At 70.8% G+C, this 15342-nt stretch carries 15 protein-coding genes and 2 pseudogenes; 5 read left to right on the top strand and 12 right to left on the bottom strand.

Translation table 11 applies throughout. From position 1 onward, the window contains the following. Positions 1-17: 17 nt before the first annotated feature. Together ACWDBE_RS12545 and ACWDBE_RS12540 are read right to left on the bottom strand one after the other, a co-directional pair. Positions 18-1226, bottom strand: coding sequence for a hypothetical protein (locus ACWDBE_RS12545; RefSeq protein WP_449787978.1), 1209 nt, complete (start codon positions 1224-1226; stop codon positions 18-20). Positions 1227-1294: 68 nt separating this feature from the next. Then, entirely contained in the window at positions 1295-1609 is a 315-nt protein-coding gene (locus ACWDBE_RS12540; RefSeq protein ID WP_449807927.1) for a hypothetical protein, read from the bottom strand. A gap of 80 nt (positions 1610-1689) precedes the next feature. Between ACWDBE_RS12540 and ACWDBE_RS12535 the strand changes: the two are divergent. Beyond that, positions 1690-1876, top strand: a pseudogene (locus ACWDBE_RS12535) (LLM class flavin-dependent oxidoreductase); the annotation flags it as partial. Positions 1877-2062: 186 nt separating this feature from the next. On the opposite strand, the gene ACWDBE_RS12530 reads toward ACWDBE_RS12535, so the two are convergent. From ACWDBE_RS12530 to ACWDBE_RS12490, 9 genes are all read right to left on the bottom strand, one after another. Further along, entirely contained in the window at positions 2063-2950 is an 888-nt protein-coding gene (locus ACWDBE_RS12530; RefSeq protein WP_449787980.1) for an LLM class flavin-dependent oxidoreductase, read from the bottom strand. Positions 2951-2999: 49 nt separating this feature from the next. Next, positions 3000-3950, bottom strand: a complete 951-nt coding sequence (locus ACWDBE_RS12525) for a hypothetical protein (protein WP_449787981.1) — start codon at positions 3948-3950, stop codon at positions 3000-3002. A 227-nt stretch (positions 3951-4177) separates the two neighbouring features. Next, positions 4178-5335 carry a hypothetical protein gene (locus tag ACWDBE_RS12520; RefSeq protein WP_449807926.1) on the bottom strand — a complete coding sequence of 386 codons (1158 nt, stop codon included), beginning with the start codon at positions 5333-5335 and terminating at the stop codon, positions 4178-4180. After that, a complete protein-coding gene (locus tag ACWDBE_RS12515; protein ID WP_449807925.1) occupies positions 5319-6155 on the bottom strand; it encodes a thiopeptide-type bacteriocin biosynthesis protein in 837 nt (278 codons plus the stop codon). Before ACWDBE_RS12515 ends, ACWDBE_RS12520 begins: the two co-directional genes overlap by 17 nt. Before the next feature lie 17 nt (positions 6156-6172). Further along, a complete protein-coding gene (locus ACWDBE_RS12510; protein WP_449787984.1) occupies positions 6173-7420 on the bottom strand; it encodes a lanthionine synthetase C family protein in 1248 nt (415 codons plus the stop codon). Further along, positions 7417-10311, bottom strand: a complete 2895-nt coding sequence (locus ACWDBE_RS12505; protein ID WP_449807924.1) for a lantibiotic dehydratase — start codon at positions 10309-10311, stop codon at positions 7417-7419. Before ACWDBE_RS12505 ends, ACWDBE_RS12510 begins: the two co-directional genes overlap by 4 nt. 73 nt (positions 10312-10384) lie before the next feature. Further along, positions 10385-10567: an FxLD family lanthipeptide gene (locus ACWDBE_RS12500; RefSeq protein ID WP_402414273.1), complete on the bottom strand. Its 183-nt coding sequence runs from the start codon at positions 10565-10567 to the stop codon at positions 10385-10387. Between the two features lie 62 nt (positions 10568-10629). Continuing rightward, positions 10630-11835, bottom strand: a complete 1206-nt coding sequence (fxlM, locus tag ACWDBE_RS12495) for a methyltransferase, FxLD system (protein ID WP_449807923.1) — start codon at positions 11833-11835, stop codon at positions 10630-10632. Positions 11836-11997: 162 nt separating this feature from the next. Next, a complete protein-coding gene (locus tag ACWDBE_RS12490) occupies positions 11998-12501 on the bottom strand; it encodes an ATP-binding protein (protein WP_449807922.1) in 504 nt (167 codons plus the stop codon). A 200-nt stretch (positions 12502-12701) separates the two neighbouring features. Here ACWDBE_RS12490 and ACWDBE_RS12485 point away from each other — a divergent pair, with 200 nt between their 5' ends. Beyond that, positions 12702-13589: a helix-turn-helix domain-containing protein gene (locus ACWDBE_RS12485; RefSeq protein WP_402414266.1), complete on the top strand. Its 888-nt coding sequence runs from the start codon at positions 12702-12704 to the stop codon at positions 13587-13589. Further along, positions 13570-13791 carry a DUF397 domain-containing protein gene (locus ACWDBE_RS12480; protein WP_402414264.1) on the top strand — a complete coding sequence of 74 codons (222 nt, stop codon included), beginning with the start codon at positions 13570-13572 and terminating at the stop codon, positions 13789-13791. The genes ACWDBE_RS12485 and ACWDBE_RS12480 overlap by 20 nt, the downstream gene beginning before the upstream one ends. Positions 13792-13843: 52 nt before the next feature. Here the strand turns inward: ACWDBE_RS12480 and ACWDBE_RS12475 are convergent, their stop codons facing one another. Beyond that, positions 13844-14365: a hypothetical protein gene (locus ACWDBE_RS12475; RefSeq protein ID WP_449787987.1), complete on the bottom strand. Its 522-nt coding sequence runs from the start codon at positions 14363-14365 to the stop codon at positions 13844-13846. A gap of 28 nt (positions 14366-14393) precedes the next feature. Here ACWDBE_RS12475 and ACWDBE_RS12470 point away from each other — a divergent pair. Together ACWDBE_RS12470 and ACWDBE_RS12465 are read left to right on the top strand one after the other, a co-directional pair. Beyond that, positions 14394-14597, top strand: a pseudogene (locus ACWDBE_RS12470) (LLM class flavin-dependent oxidoreductase); the annotation flags it as partial. Between the two features lie 91 nt (positions 14598-14688). Then, positions 14689-15294 carry a hypothetical protein gene (locus ACWDBE_RS12465; protein WP_449787988.1) on the top strand — a complete coding sequence of 202 codons (606 nt, stop codon included), beginning with the start codon at positions 14689-14691 and terminating at the stop codon, positions 15292-15294. The last annotated feature ends 48 nt before the right edge of the window (positions 15295-15342 follow it).

The following is a 15342-nucleotide window of genomic DNA, read 5'->3' as shown; positions in this document are numbered from 1 at the left end:
AAAGCCCGCGTTCGCGACTATGGATGGTCGGGTCGACGCGGTACACGCCGCGCCCTGGTGAACTTCTGCCGTCCGGTGCCGGCGGCGAGCTCGCTGAGGCGCTCGCCGATCACGGAGACGCCCGGGCGGGGCTCCTGCTCGTAATACCAGGCCTTGCGTCGGCGGAGTAGCTCCTCACCGTGCTCGCTCCAGGTGAATCCGGGCTTCCGCAGCAACTTCCGGAACACCGCGTCGACCGTCTCCGGGTGGGCGTCGGCCAAGCGGTGGATCGGCAGTGGCGCGATCGACTCCTCGCGCAAGTACATGCGCAGCACGTCCTGGTAATGCCTGCGGCCCGCGAGGGCCCGATCGGCGAAGAGGTCCCGCAGCATCCCGTAGTCCGGGTAGAAGTTGAGCCCGTCGACTTCGTCGTAGATGACGCCGACTGTGTCCGATTCCGCGAGTCCTCGCGGTAGTGCGAAGGCTGGGAAGTCCAGGCCGGGCAGCCGCCTGCCCCGGGCCCGGTCGGGATGCTCGGCGACGGCGGCTTCCTGCCGGTGCCGGTAGTAGGCGTTGAGCCGGTCCTCGACTTCGGCAGGGGGAAGGACCAGTTCGTCGCTGCCGCAGAACTCGATGAACGCGGCCCGGTCCTCCCGCATCGATTCCCATCCCTGCTCGATCTTCTCGGGGTTGCGGAAGACCAACGATGGGTGACTGGTGGCCAGTTGGAGTGCGGCCCGGGCGATCTCGGTGGCGCTGGACTTCGGGTAGGACGACATCATTCCGGAGATCAGCCACGCCCCGTCGACCGAATGGACGGGCACCAGGCAGGTGTGCAGGAATCCCCCCTTGGACACTCCGCGGAAGGCCGCCCGCCCGACGTTCGAGTACGTGCGGTACTCGAGGTCGTCGATCAGGTTCAGCAGGACGACGGCCTCCCCGTCCTTGCGCCGGATCTCGAAGAGGCCCTCGACCGGGTCACGCCAGCCGAGCAACATCTCCCGATCCGCCTCGGTCAAGCCCCGTCGTCCGGCGACGAACCGGTCCACCACGGTCGAACCGTCCGGCAGGCGGTACCGCAGGATGAAGTCGTCGATGATCCGGATCGCATGGCCTTCCTCCAACTGCCGCTGGAGCCCGGCGGCCTCCTGGAGGAGGGGCGTCAACCACCGGTCGAAGCGCGCGCTCTGGGCGAAGGCGACGAGTTCACCCTTCAGTTCGGAGCTTCGCTCGATCAGGTCTCGCAACGACGCCTCATCCTCGTTCCGTACCACGACAGCCATGCAGGCCCTCTCGATCTTGAAGGTTCCGACGCTCACTGCGCCCAGTAGTAGCGGTACGCCTCGACCCATTCCGCTCCGTCCGGCGCCGGGTCCGGCAACGGAAGGTCCAGGAGCCCGATCGCCTGCCGGAACTTGCCGCGGGTGCACAGGGCGACGATCCTTCCGTCCGGTGAGAGGTCGATGCCGCGTACGGTCACCTCGACGCCCAGCGCCGAGGTGCTGAACGGCACCGCCAGGTTCTCCTCGACGGCGGTGAACAGAGCCGACCATTCCTCGTGCTCGTCGTAGGTGTCGACCGTCGCTTCCTCGACCAGCGCGGCCAGTTCTCGCCTGCTCAACGTGCCCATGGCGCCACGCTAGCGGACCTGCTCGTGCCGACTTGTGGGCGGTTCGAAGTCCCGCCGATCCGCCCGCGTATCGTCACCGCGTGCGCTTGAGTGCCGTTATCCTGCCCATCCACCGGTGGGGCGAGGGCAGAAGATCTGGCGACGGGCCGAGGAGCTCGTCTTCCACACGCGTACACCTACGACCACCTGAGCCGGCGTTCCTTCCAGGACGAGCCGTGGTTCGGCTCGCTGCCGACGCTGACGGCGGCGGCCTGGACCTCCGAGCAGAACGCGGACCTCCTCGCCAAGTGGGCTGAGTCGCCAGTCGGTGCGACGCTCGACGGAACGGATCTCGTGGTCACTCGGGGACGTGACGGCTGAGTCGACACCTGTCCGCCAGTGGCCGATCGGCCACTGGCGGACAGATTGCTCCGCGTGGGTCGGCGGCGCGAACCACGGGGAGCGGGGTCTGGCTCAGCCGAGTTGGGCGAGGCCCTCGGTGGCGATCCTCTCGAAGACGGCGAGGTTGTTGGCGAAGATCGAGTCCGGGACGGGCCAGTGGATCACCAACTCGGTGATCCCCAGCTGCCGGTACGTGCCCGCCCAGTCGACGAAGGCGTCCACCGACTCCAGCGGCTTCTCCGCCGTCGAGCCCTGGAGCAGCATCTTCTCCAGCGTCGCGACGTCCCGGCCCTTCGCCTCGCAGGCCGCCGCCAGCTTCTCGATCTGCGCGGCGATCACCCCGGGCGCCTGCTCCACCGGTACGTCCGCGGGCCCCTTCGGGTCCCCGTATGTCACCCAGCCCTGTCCGTACTCGGCGGCCAGCCGCATCCCGCGCGGCCCGGCGGCCGCGACGTAGAACGGCACCCGCGGGGCCTGCACGCAGCCGGGGATGTTCCGCGCCTCGACGGCCGAGTAGTGCGTTCCCTCACGCGTGGTGGCGTCGTTCCTCAGCAGCTCGTCCAGCAGCGGCAGGAACTCCCCGAACCGGTCGGCCCGCTCCTTCGGCGACCACGCCTCCTGCCCCATCGCCGTCGCGTCGAAGCCCGTCCCACCGGCCCCGATCCCCAGCGTGACCCGCCCGCCGGACACGTCGTCCAGCGTGATCAGCTCCTTCGCCAGCGTCACGGGGTGGCGAAAGTTCGGCGACGTTACGAGGGTGCCCAGGCGGAGCCGCTCGGTGGCCGTGGCCGCTGCGGTCAGCGTCGGAATCGATCCGAACCACGGCTCGTCCCGGAACGACCGCCAGGAGAGGTGGTCGTAGGTGTAGGCGGCGTGGAAGCCGAGTTCCTCGGCCCGTCGCCAGATCTTCTGTCCCTCGGCCCATCGGTGAATGGGAAGGATCACGGTACTCAGACGCATGTCACCGACCCTAGTCGGACGCGCTGGCGGTGCGCCGGGCACGTGTGCGTCAGGTAGCGACGTGTGCACGCCCCCGTCCGGTCATCGCGGAGCGCAGGGCAGCTCGGACACGTGCGGCACCTGCGGTCGCTACGTCCGCTCCCCCGCCGACCGTGATGGTTCGGGCTGTGAGGCCCGCACAGGGGCGGCAGATGCCGGTCTGGGGTATCGGGTCGTGGCACTTGGCGCATTCGGCGTACCGGGCCGCTGCGGGCCGTACGGCGGGCTGGACGGGTGGCATCTTGTGCTCCAGGCGGTAGCGGAGCACCGCGACCGCCGAGTGCATCGGGACGGGCAACCCGGGCAGCAGGGCCTGGGCGAGGTCGGCTTGGGTCGCGCCGCGCTCCAGCCACTGGGCGACGAGGGGTGCGAGTTCCTCGGCTTCGGCTTGGCCGACCCGCAGGCGCGGCTCGGGGCGGATCACCCGGAAGAGCGTGGCGACCGCCTCGCTGACCTGCTCGTCCGGGACCGCCGGGGGCTCCCGATCGACGTCCTTGTTGGGGTACTCCTCCCGCCCTTCCACCCTCGCCTGCGGCTCGGCAGCATCGACCGGCTCTTCGGCCTGCTCGGCGGGGAGGGAGGTTCCTTTGTGCCGGTCCTTTATAAGGGCGTCAGCACCGCCGGTGGTCGCTTCACCGGAGACCGGACGGGTGACACCCGGCAGCGCCAGCTGCGGGGTGTCGTAGACGTGGGTCTCGGTGATGATCGTGCCGTCCGGCATGCGGATCTTCTCGACCCGGTAGTACCCGGCGACGGTCAGCTCCTTCAGGGCCTTGCGGATCGCGCTGCGGCCCTGCGGGCTGGTGTCGGCCATGTGCCGACCGTCCTCGCGCCAGCCGTCGGGGCGGGAGAGGAGGTCCGCGAGCAGGCCGCGGGCCGTGTAGGACAGCTGCCGGTACTGCAGCATGCAGTTGGGCAGCACGGTGAAGTTACGTACGTGTTCGGTACGATGGACGCGCATCGGGAGTTGCTTCTCCTGGTGCCGGACCCCGGGATGTTTGCCGCATCGCCGGGGTCGCCTATTTTCTGTTGGACCACGGAACGTACCACAACGACCAGGTACACAAGCCGTGTTGACGCCAGCGGCCTTGATCACATTCATGGTCTGTCGTTTTTCGATGGAGCCGTGCTCGGTGGCCGTCGTGGGTTGCGCGTGGATGTCGGGTGGCCGAGCCGCTCTGGCCACTCTCATGGTCGCTGAGCGTGGATACCTCCGGGCCCCGGGGCGCACTGGCCGGTAGAAACCTGCCGGCCGACGCTGCGGCGGATGACGCGATCACTGGTGTGGAGCGCGGCCGTGAGGTGGTAGCCCAGGTCGGTGGGGAGCGTCCCGGCTCCGAGGGAGCAGGCGCGGAGGAGAGCCCGGCAGTCCTGCGTCTGCCGGTCGGTGGTCAAGGCGGTGAACAGCGGGTGGGCAAGGGCTTCCCGAGCCGCATAGCCGTCGGTGGCCTTCATCGTCCGGCGGTGCAGCTCCGTGACAACCTGGCGTGCGATCGGGTCGTTGTCCGAAGCGGCCACGTCCAGGAGGACGAGCCCCAGCCTCGTGTCGAAAAGGGCCATTCCGTCTTCGTCGGGGCGTTCGAGGTAGGTGGTCGCCAGGCCCTGCAGGGCGCGGCGCCAGGGCTGGCCCGACACGCGGCGACACAGTAGGACCAGGCACTCTGCGACGGCTTCCTCCCATGGCTCTTCGGGGGTAGCCTCGGCCAGGAGCGTGCTGGCGTGGAGGCTGTTTCCGCTGGTGAGGGCCGCGAGGACGGCGACCTGTCGGCCGTCGAGCATGCGTTGTCCGATGCCGTGGTGCGTCTGGACGTGGGTGAGTGCTTCCGCCCAGCGGCCGACTGCGGTCAGGGCGCGGGTGCCGTCCGCGAGTACGACGGTCCACAACCACGCGCGGACGGTGTGGCGGTCGGCCGCGTCTGCGACGAGGTCTGCGGGGACGGCGATTCCCTCGACCTCGGTGGGGGCGGCGCTGGAGACGGCGTCGAACAGCGCCAGGAGGTGCTGGCGGCCTTGATCGGCTTGGCCGGCGCGGAGTTGGAGGCGCGCGAGGTTGACGAGGGGTTCGAGGGCTCGGATCGCAGCGCTGGCGGGCAGCGGGGCGGCATGCAGGTAGGCAGCGGCGTGTCGGCGGCACATCGCGCGGGCAGTAGCGGCGTCACCGATGTCGGAGGCGACCAAGGCAGCTCGATTGAAGACGGTCGAGGCGGTGCTCGGATCGCCCTGCTCGGCTGCGGCGTTTGCGAGTTGGGTCAGGGCCTGGACACGTTGGAGCAGGGGGAGGCAGGCCGGTCGCGGACGGGCGACGAGGGGAAAGCGCTGGGCGATGGTGTCAGGGAGTCTCCACACGGTCTGCGGCGCTCCTCTCGGGCTCGGTGGTGGGGTCCGGGCCGAAGATGACGGTCTTGGCTGCGGCGGTGAGCGCGGCCTGGGCCGCGTAGGGCAGGCCGATCCGGTTCCAGGCGAAGATCACGTGGTGGGCCAGGACGTCGCGCAGACCGCGGTGGAGCTGCCCGGTGGCTTGGAGCTCGGCCACCTCCTCCCCGGCGTCGATGTAGGCGCGCGCCCACCCGGCGGCGCCGGCGAGCGGCCCATTTGGTCGCAGAGCGTAGTGCGGGTCCACCGAGAGCAGGCGGTGAACAGCGGTCTGCAGCTGGTCGTGGCCGCCCGCTGCGGTGCCGGCGGGCTGGGCACGGTGGGCGGCGACTCGGGCCCACACGTCGCCCTGCTCGTACCAGTCCAGCCCGGCGGAGCGCAGCATGAGGTTGCAGAGGAGGAGGGAGGTCTCGCGGCGGTGGGTGGCGGCCCGGCTCGCCAGAAAGTCGGTGAGGCCGCAGCTGTCGCGGTGGAAGAGCCGGTGTGCGATGTCCATGGCTTCGGTGCCGCCGAAGGCGTGGACCTCGGGCTCGTAGACACTCTGCGTCCAGCCCGTGATGTGCCTGGCGGCCGTCATCTGGTCGAGCCCGTGTGCGACGTGGTCGCGCCCGTCTGCGCCAGGCCGGTAGCGCACGCGCCAGCAGGGCCTCTTGCGGATGACGAACCACGCGGTGATGGCACCTTCGTTCTCGGCGATGCGAAGGAGCGGGGCAAGGTGGTCCAGGGCGGTGGTTTCGGCGGATTCCCAGTCGCGGAAGGTGACGTTGGCCTGGCGCCAAGGGAGTTGATCCATGCGTGTGCCTCCGGGGTTCATGCGAGGGCGAGGAAGGTGTCCCAGTGGGGTGCGGGCGTACTGCCCATGCCGAGGGTGTGCAGGGCGAGCACCACCCCGGCGGCTCCGTCGAGGAGTTCCGGATCGTGGCAGTTCCGGTGGAGCGCGGTGACCAGGCGGTCGGCCAGGTGCGGCAGTTCCGCGGCGATGGCCCGGTTCCCGGTGGTGGTGGCCATCCGCCAGGAGGAGTGCAGCAGGCCGGCCGTGCCGTGGCACAAGCCGATCTCGGGGAGCTTGGCCAGCTGCAGTGGGTCACGCAAAGCCGCGAGGACCGCGTTCTCGGCGTCGCTCACGCGCTTCGGGTCGCCGAGTGCGAGCCCGGCCAGCTGTTGTGCGCGGGCGGTTCCGCTGACGCCGTAGCACCAGGACGGCCGGGGGCGAAGCGCCAGGTCAAGATGGTTGTCCACTGTCTGCTCGATGGCGAGCTGGCCCGGCCACCAGGGGCCCGTCTCGCCGCCTTGGCGCCAGTGGTCGGTCCAGGAGCAGATCCGCTCGACCGCGTCGGCCGTGCCGGGCACGGTCAGGCCGTGGAGCAGTGCCTTGGACAGCACGGCCAGGGTGGAGCTGATGCCGTGGGCGGTGCCGAAGTTGCCGTGGCCGCCGGGGTAGTCGGAGTGGGGTATGCCGGTCGGGGCTACGTCCATCCACCAAGGTGGCAGCCCGCTCGGGTCGGGCATCGGCCGGGTCAGGCGGACGAGGTAGGCGAGCACGTCTCGGGTGATCTCGTGGTCGGGGTGTCGGCTGAGGTGGTAGGCGCCCAGCCCGGAGAGGCCCTGGATCAGGTCGAACTCTTCCATGGGGGGCCGCTGGGCGTGGTCGATTCGATGGTGGGCTGCGGCCAGGCGATTGCGGGTGACCGCCACAGTCGCTGCGTCCAGGCGTTCCAGGACACGCTGGTACCGGCTCGATGCGCTTGCCGCGAGGGACGTGATGAAGGCAAGTGCCGGCGCGCCGAAGTACAGGCTGGCGTTGGCCGCCGCGCTGATGTCGCCGTCAAGGGCGGCGAGGATCCAGGTGTGCGCAGTGTCCCAGTCTCCGTGGCCGGTGCGGGCGCGCTCGATGTGCAGCAGGGCGATGCCCGCGGCCCCTCCGGCCAGCGATTGCGGCCAGGACCGGCCGCCGTCTGGCCGGCCGAGCGGCCACACGGTGCTCGGGTCGGCCAGCGACCGGGCGAGCCGGTCGGCTGCCGCCAGCGCGGTGGAAGCGACCGAAGCTGTCGTGGTCACGGTGTCCTCCGTGGTTGTGCCGTCCAGCTCAGGGCGGCAGCCCTGGCCAGGTGCAAGTGCCTTCGTTCCTCGGCCAGGTCCGGCCCGCGCATCCGGGTCTGGTGGAGGTGAAGCAGGTCAGGCAGCAGGTCCTCGGGGCGCGTGTCCCCAGCCAGGAGCGCGCGCCGGTAGGCGGTCACTGCTTCGCGTCGCGCGGACCAGGCCGTGGCGACCTGTTCACCCAGGGCCGTCTGCCGGCTGTTCACCAGGTCGACGGCTTGGCGGTAGACGGCGCGGTCCGGGGCGATGGGGCTGGTGCGGGTGTACTCGATGAGCCAGTGCATCGCTGCGGCGCTGTCACCGAGCAGGCCCGTGGCGATGTCGACCATGCTCGCGGCGGTCACCGCACCCGCGTCGACCGTGCCTACGGCGGCGAGTTGGGCGACAACGGCGACGGAGTCGGCGGCGAAGAACCGCTCAGCTGCCTCGATCGCGGCGGGGCCGCCGAACCGCGCGGTCTCCGGGAGGTAGGTCTCCACGCTGGCATGGGTGATCAGGCTCAGGCGGCGCAGGTGCCGGGCCCACTCGCCGAGGGACTCGAAGACGATGCCGAGCGCCCCGGGCTCACAGACCAGGCGGAGGCGGAGGTGGTCGTCGGAGTCGTGGTAGCGGACGAACCACCAACGGGGGGAGCCCAGTTCGTCCAGCAGGGCTGGCAGGTGCCGCGTCAGGATCGGATCCTGACGCTCGCGGTGCCCGTGCAAATGAAGCTGGATGCGGTTGTCGCACCCGGGCAGGTGGCCGTGCTCCCGGCTCACGACGTGGCCTCGCGTTCGGACCGGGGCTTTGTTCTGGTCGACAGCCAGGGGGATGACCACTTCGTGCGCCCGCCCGCCGGTCCAGCCCAGGTCTTCGGGTTCGGGAGCGGGGTGTAGCACTACCGTGCCGTTGCGCTCCAGGTGCGCGCGCAGCACGGCCCGGTGCGAGGACTCGGCGAGGTCCAGGGCGATGCGCTGGTCGGCTTCGCTCAGGTACACCCGCTCAGGCAGGTGTACGTCACGGCGCCACCGGGTCAGAGCCTCGTCCCACTGCGGCCACGATGCCTGCGTGGCAAGGAAGTTGTCGCGGGTGAGGAGCCAGCGGGCCGGGGACAGGATCGTGCGCCGGTAGCGGAGGGCCGGCAGGAACGGCAGATGGGAGGCGGCGGTGCCCCACAGGAACCCGGTACAGGGGACGGCCAGCGCGACGGGCGCCTCCGCCAGGAAACGGGCCAGTGGATGGGAGTGGTGGACCAGGTCCACGGCGTTGAGGAGCAAAGTGTGCACCGGCCGGTTGCGGGAGAGCGAGACCAGGTGCAGTTGTTCGGCATCGGCGGTGACCGCAAGGTCCGTCACGGGAACCAGATTGGCCCCCGGGCGGTGGTAGTCGCCAAGCGAGATGACCAGATCGGCTGCCTGCGGGGCGCGGGCGACGTTCTCGGCGCGGGCGGACAGCGGCGGGGAGCTGATCTGTGCGAGGAGCGCGCCCTGGTGTACTGCGGGCAGATCTGCGTATGCCTTGGTCATGCGGTCGCGGTCGGCGTCGTCCAGCAGGCCCAGGAAGCGGCCGGCAGTGGCGCCGGCCGAGCGCGCCACCCCGACGACGTGCAGAGTGAACTCGCCGCCCTGGACGGCAGGAAGGCTGGTTGCGTGGATGCGCACCGTCAGTTCGGTGCTCGGCTGCACCGGGTGGTCGGGGTGTGCGGTGGCGAGCTCCTCCAGCGCGGCGTCGTCGAGCTCGACCTCCAGGCGGCGCTGCATGCCTGCGGCGTGGGCGAGTTTGATGAGTCGGCCGTCGCGCTCGGGCAGCGGGGAGGGCGTCGGCGCGGTGGTGGCGCCGAGGAAGCCGGGCGGGTACCCGAGTGCGTCGATGGCGTCCAGAACGGGGACGGTCGCCTGCGGCCCGTACCGCTCCAGGAAGCGGCCGTGCCATTCGGCCCAGCCGGTCAGGGCCGCTCGGGGAGCGAGGCGGGTAAGCGCCCGCGCCGCCGCAGCCGCCTCGGCGGCCACCACCTCGGGGATGGTCAACTCCCAGTCCACCCGCAGGTCGACCACGCGCCTGGGCGTCTGACGTATCTCGTCCGCCTCGCCGGGAGCGAGGTGCGGCAGGTGGCTGTAGAGGGCAGCGAGGGGGTCGGCGACCGTCATCGCGGGGCGCAGGCTGGTTACCAGGATCCGCTGCTCGACCAGGCCCGAGATGAGCTTGTCAATCGCGGCGGACGGCGCGTTCGGGAAGGCGGCGGCCAGTTTCGTGGCGAGGTCGCTCTGCCGGATCGGCGTTCGTGCGCTCTTGAGTGCTTCGCGGACCGGCGCGGTCAGGCGCACGCGCACGTGCTGTGGTCCCACCTCGGCGGTTCCGCTCGGGCGGTGCTCGATCACCACGTGACCGTCGCGCTCCACGGCGAGGGTGGAGATGGTCAGCATCAGGTGGGCCCTCAGCATCGGATGCTGTTCGAACCGGTCGATCAGGGCCGTGCTGCACGCCGAATCGGCTCTGGCGGTGGCGTGGTGCTCGGTGCCCACGCGCAGTGTGGTCGTGGTGTCGATGCGCGCGGGGGCGATGCCGGCGAACAAGCCGAACGGGGTGGCGCGGGTGCGGGCGCGCAGCAGGTAGCGCAGAATCGCGAGCACCGTCCGCCGAACGTCGGCGGTCGGGACCGGTCGATCGGTGCAGATCTGCTCCACCCGGCGCGCGAGGTCCGCGCTGGCAGCCGTGACGGCGACCGCGAAGTTCGGGATCTTCCACACCTGTTGCAGCCACGCCCGCCACGATGCCGTGTCCGCTCGCTCGCTGACGAGGTCCGGCCAGGGCATCTGGTGATCGAGGTGCCAGGCGGCCGCCCTGACCAGTGCCGCATCGATGTGGCGGTACATGAGCCCCCTCCTGTCGCCGTGCGGTGCCCGGCCGCGCTCGGGGCGCGGCCGGGCACCTCGATGGACTGCCCGATTACGGGCAGCTGACGCACGCGGTCGCGCACGTCGAGTTGCAGCCGTCGTTCGTCAGGCGGATGAGCTGGTCCGCGGCGGGGCCGCCCTCGACGATGGTGATGTCGAGGTCGAAGCCGCTCAGGTCGTGCTGCTCGTCGGCCGCCTGCGAGGGCGCGATGGGGCCCTCCAACTGCACGGTCATGCATGCCTCCTTGGCAGATCGGTTGATGGCGCACCCGGGCCCCGGGTCGGGGCCCGGGAGTCTCAGTGCCAGGTCGCCGTGACGACACCGTGGCGTCGCAGGACGGCGTTGCCGGGCAGGGGGGCGGGCGCGGGGCCGGGCAGGTAGCGGAACGTCGCAGCCCCCCGGCGGCGGTGGTCACGAGCCCAGCGGCGAAGCAGCGTGACGTACTCGTCGGCGAGCGCTTCGGCGCCGGGCCCGTGGGCGACCACTCCGCTCTCGAAGCCGCCGGTGTCCGCGTTCTCGCGGCGGGTGCGGTAGGCGAAGCTGTCCTCGCTCACCAGGGCGGGCACCCCGAACAGCGCGGACGCCTCCACCAGGCCGCGCTCCACCACGTCGTTGGCGGCGTGCAGGCGGGCCGGGCTCGACAGGTTGATGGTGAGGTAGAGCTCCAGCTCGTCGGGCAGGTCGTACGCCTCCCCGGACCAGCGCTCCAGGCGGGGCGTGTCCAGCGCGCGGTTCAGCGCCTGGGCGTCGAGCGGTACCCGCGCGTCGTCGCTCTGCACGGCGACGCCCTCGCGCAGCATCACCTTGCGTTCCTCGGCGACCCCTTCGCCCTGCATGGGCACGAACCGGGCCAGGCTGTAGGAGCGGCTGACCAGGCCGGTGCCGTCGCGGTCGAAGGCGATCGAGCGGGTCGTGCCGCAGACCGTCAGCGGGACGACGAGGCGCCCGGCCGGCGTCAGGCCGTCGATCCACGACGGGGGGATGTCCCAGGCTGCCGCGGTCACGATGATCACGTCGTAGGGGGCGCCCTCGGGGACTCCGCCCTCGCCGTCCGCGAGGACCGTACGCACCTGCGGGTATCCGGCGTCGTCCAGGCACCGCCGGGCCTGGTCGATCACGTCGCGGTCGATGTCGACGGTGGTGACCTCGCCCTGCTTGCCGACGAGTTCCTGCAGGTAGGCGGCGTTGACGCCGCCGGAGCCGACTTCCAGCGCCTTCATGCCAGGCTCGACGCCGGCCTGCTCCAACATCACAGCCTGCAGGTGGGCTGCAGACATGACGCTGAGCTCCAGGCCGTTCTCATCCTTCTTGACCGGTACGGTGCGGTGCAGGTCGTAGGCGATCTCCACCGGCGCGTCCGGCGCGAACAGGTGACGGGGCACCGCGGCGAAGGCGGCGGCGACCGGCTCGCTCCTGATGCCGTCCTGGTCGCGCAGCGCGCGGACCATGTCCGCTCGCAGCACGTCGGGGTCGCGGACCGGCGAGTCGTCAATGGAAGTCATCCGATTACCTGTTTCTGTCGGAAGGGGTGCGTGCGGCGCCGACTCGGCGCCCGCCCGGGACGCTAGTCAGGGCTGCTCGTCGTAGTTTTCGGGATGCCGTTGGGCAGGGTGGTAGCGCGCGGTCGGTGGCCGGTTCCGGGAGCTGGTCCGGGGGATCGCGCGTCAGGCGGCGGTGGAGATCGCGCGCACGGCGCTCTGGCGAGTGTGCTCGTCCGGCGGGTAGGGCAGCAGGCACCGGATTTGCTTGCCGACCGGTGTCAGGATGGCGTCCCAGCCCGGGGCGAGCGCGGAGACGAGGAAGAGTCCGCGTCCACTCTCGGCCATCACGTCGACGAGGCCGCCAGCGGGGCGGCCGGGCAGTTCGCCCGGCTCCGGGTCGTGAACCCGGAGCCGCACCCCATCGGCGCCCGCGTCGACCTCGACAACCAGTGGAACCCCGTCCCCGTACAACCGCACCGCGTTCCCGGTCAGTTCGCTGACCAGCAGTTCCGCGTCTTCGGCCAAGCCGAGGGCGACCCCGGCGGCCACCAGTTCCGTGACCGTCAGACGCCGTATCCGCGCCAGGCTCGCCTGGCCGGCGACCAGGTGGACCGTGACACCAGACTCACGGCTCTGGACGTAGAACCCGTGCTCGCTATGCATCAGCTCGTCGGCTGCCGAGAGCATGGCTCCTCCTATCTGCGGGCTTGCGTCCGCGCAGCATCGGAACAAGTAACGCTGAGCTGGCATCACTTGACAGCCAGTTAGCGCCTGCCCTCAAGAGGATGGACCTTTCCGTGATTGGGCGCAAGATTTCTACCCAAGTTGGTGTCGCGCGGGGGCGCGAGGGGTCGTCTTGCGCGCGCGGGTAGTGCGACACTCTGGCTATGCCGAACTCGCCGCTGGTTCCCACCGTCCGACGCCGCCAGCTGGGCAAAGCCCTGCGGCGTCTGCGCAACACGGCCGGCCTCACGCTCGACGGCGCGGCCGAGGCCATGGGGTGGAAGGGCCCGAAGCTGTCGAAGATCGAGAACGCCACCCAGTCGATCCGTCCCGCGGAGCTGTCCGCCCTGCTGACGGTCTACGGCGTGAGCGACCCCGAGGTGTTCACCGCGCTGGAGAGCTTGGCCAAGGACGCCGGCAAGCGCGGCTGGTGGCAGACGTACAGCGGAGTGCTGTCACCCGCATACGCGGACTACATCTCGCTGGAGTCGGACGCGGAGAGCATCCGGATCTACTCGCCCGGCCTGGTCCCCGGGCTTCTGCAGACCGCGGCCTACGCGCGCGAAACGATCGCGGTGAACGCGATGACCCGCACCCCTGACGAAGTCACTGCCCTGGCTGAGGTCCGACAGGCGCGTCAGGCGGTTCTCAGCCGTACCGGCCGCCCGCCGCTGGAGCTGTGGGCGATCATCCCCGAAGCGGTTCTCCACCAGAGGTTCGCGGTGAGGCCGGCCATCATGCGCGAGCAGTTGCGACGGCTCCTGGACGCTGCCGAACTGCCCAACGTGACGGTCCAGATCATGCCGTTGAATGCCACGCTCCACCCCGGCACCATCGGCGGCTTCAACCTGATCAGTTTCCCAGGTCCGCTGCCCGATGTCGTGCAGTTGGAGAACCTCCTGGGCTCGTCCTACGTTGAGGACGCCGCCGGCGTGAAGCTCCACGCCGCAGCCTACGAGCGGATCCTGGCGGCCGCCCTCCCGCCGGATGACTCGCTGGCACTGATCGCACGCATGGAAGAAGGAACCGCACGTGAACGCACCAAAGGCTGATCTCTACGCCTACGACCTCACCGGCGCCGTCTGGCGCAAGTCCTCCGCCAGCGGAGGAGAGGGCGAGTGCCTTGAGGTCACCGACCTGCCCGGTGGGGGCCGGGCCGTCCGCGACTCCAAGAACCCCGACCGCGCGCCTTTGTGCTTCACCGCCCGCGAGTGGGAAGCCGCCAGGGCAGGCATCCTCGCCGGCGAACTCTGATCCACCCGCAGTCTTCGCCGGCCGCGGGGCGCTCCCCGGCGACCGGGGTGGGTCAGTTGTGCTGGTGTGCCATCTTGTGCGGGGCTTCGAGCACGATGAGGTGGCCGGAGAGGGCGCGTGCGTCAGGGGCGAGTCCGTCGAGGACGTCGGTGGCATAGGCGTTGTCGGGGCAGCGGGCGAGGTTGCGCAGAGAGGTCCAGTTGTCGGCGATGGTGGCCAGGTACTGCTGGTCGCGGCTGATGGCGGCATTTCGCTGGGTGAGATAGTCCTCGGCGCGCTGGTGGGCCTGGTGCCAGTCGAGGTCGCCGTGGTCGGCGAGCCCTGCGAGGGCCGGTCCCGGGTCGCGGTCGGCTCGGCGGATCGCGTCGATCTCCTCGACCCTTGCGCGCAGCCGCTGCTCTTCGAGCCGCTTGCCGAGGGCGGCGCTTGCGGCGTCGCGGGTCAGGCGGCCCTCGGTGACCTGGGCGGCGAGGTCGGGGGCGTGCCGGAGCAGGTGGTCGTGCTGGGCCTGGATGGCGTCGGCCTCGGCCTTGCGCCGACGCATCGTGTCGTGAGCGGCGTCGAGGCCGAGCACGCCGAGTCGGACCTGTTCGGCGAGGTCGGAGGGGGAGAAGGTGCTGCTCCAGGGCTCGACGGCGGAGAAGCCGCTGCAGTCGGTGGACGCCTTCGTCGACTGGGCGGGCACCTACCGGGAGCTGGGCGTCACCGAGCTGGTGATCCACTGGCCGATCCCCGGCTCGATCTTCGAGAACGACCTCGCGGTCTTCGAGCGGATCGCCACCGAGGGGCTGGCCCAGCTGGGCTGAGCGCTGCCGTCGGGGGCGGTGTCGGGCCGGGGCGCTAGTCTGTCCGCCGCACGGTGCAACTGATCATGCGTCACAACGGGGGTTCTTCGTCATGCCTTCTTCCAGCTCCGGGAAACTGCTCGCCACCGCCCTGGTCGCCGCCGCGGCGTTCGGACTGGCCGCCTGCGGCCCGGACAACTCGGACCAGGGCGCGGCAGGCGGGTCGACCGCGGTGACCACCGCCCCGGCCACCACGGCCCCGACCGGCGCCGGCTCCGCCCCGGCGGCGAGCGGCAAGCCCGCCCCGACGGGAAAGCCCGCGCAGGGCGCGAAGCCCTCCGACGAGCCGGAGGGCTTCTGCACCCACGAGCCGCTGCCCGCCGGGCAGAAGTGGGTGTACCCGGTGAAGGGCACCAACGCGACGACCCTGGTCTACAAGGAGACCAAGGACGCCTGCGGCGTGAACGACGTCGTCTTCGAGCCGGTGGGCGCGGACAAGAGCGCCCCGATCGCGCCCACCGCCAAGGGCCACCTGAGCTCGGTGCTGGCCCCGCCGAAGGACGTCGCCGTGGCCGACCTGGTGAAGCACGTCAACGAGTGCCTCGCCGATCCGACCAACGTCAAGGGCTCCTACCCCTGCTCGGGCGTCGGCGACTACAAGGTGGCGCTCGACGCCTCCGGCAAGGTCACCGAGCTGTGGGAGCGCGCCCACAGCTGACACGAGCTGTGGGAGCGCGCCCACAGCTGACGCGGCGCCAGGGGCGCT

The sequence above is a fragment of the Kitasatospora sp. NPDC001132 genome, from assembly GCF_053598415.1.
This window is presented reverse-complemented; position numbering and strand designations above follow the sequence as displayed.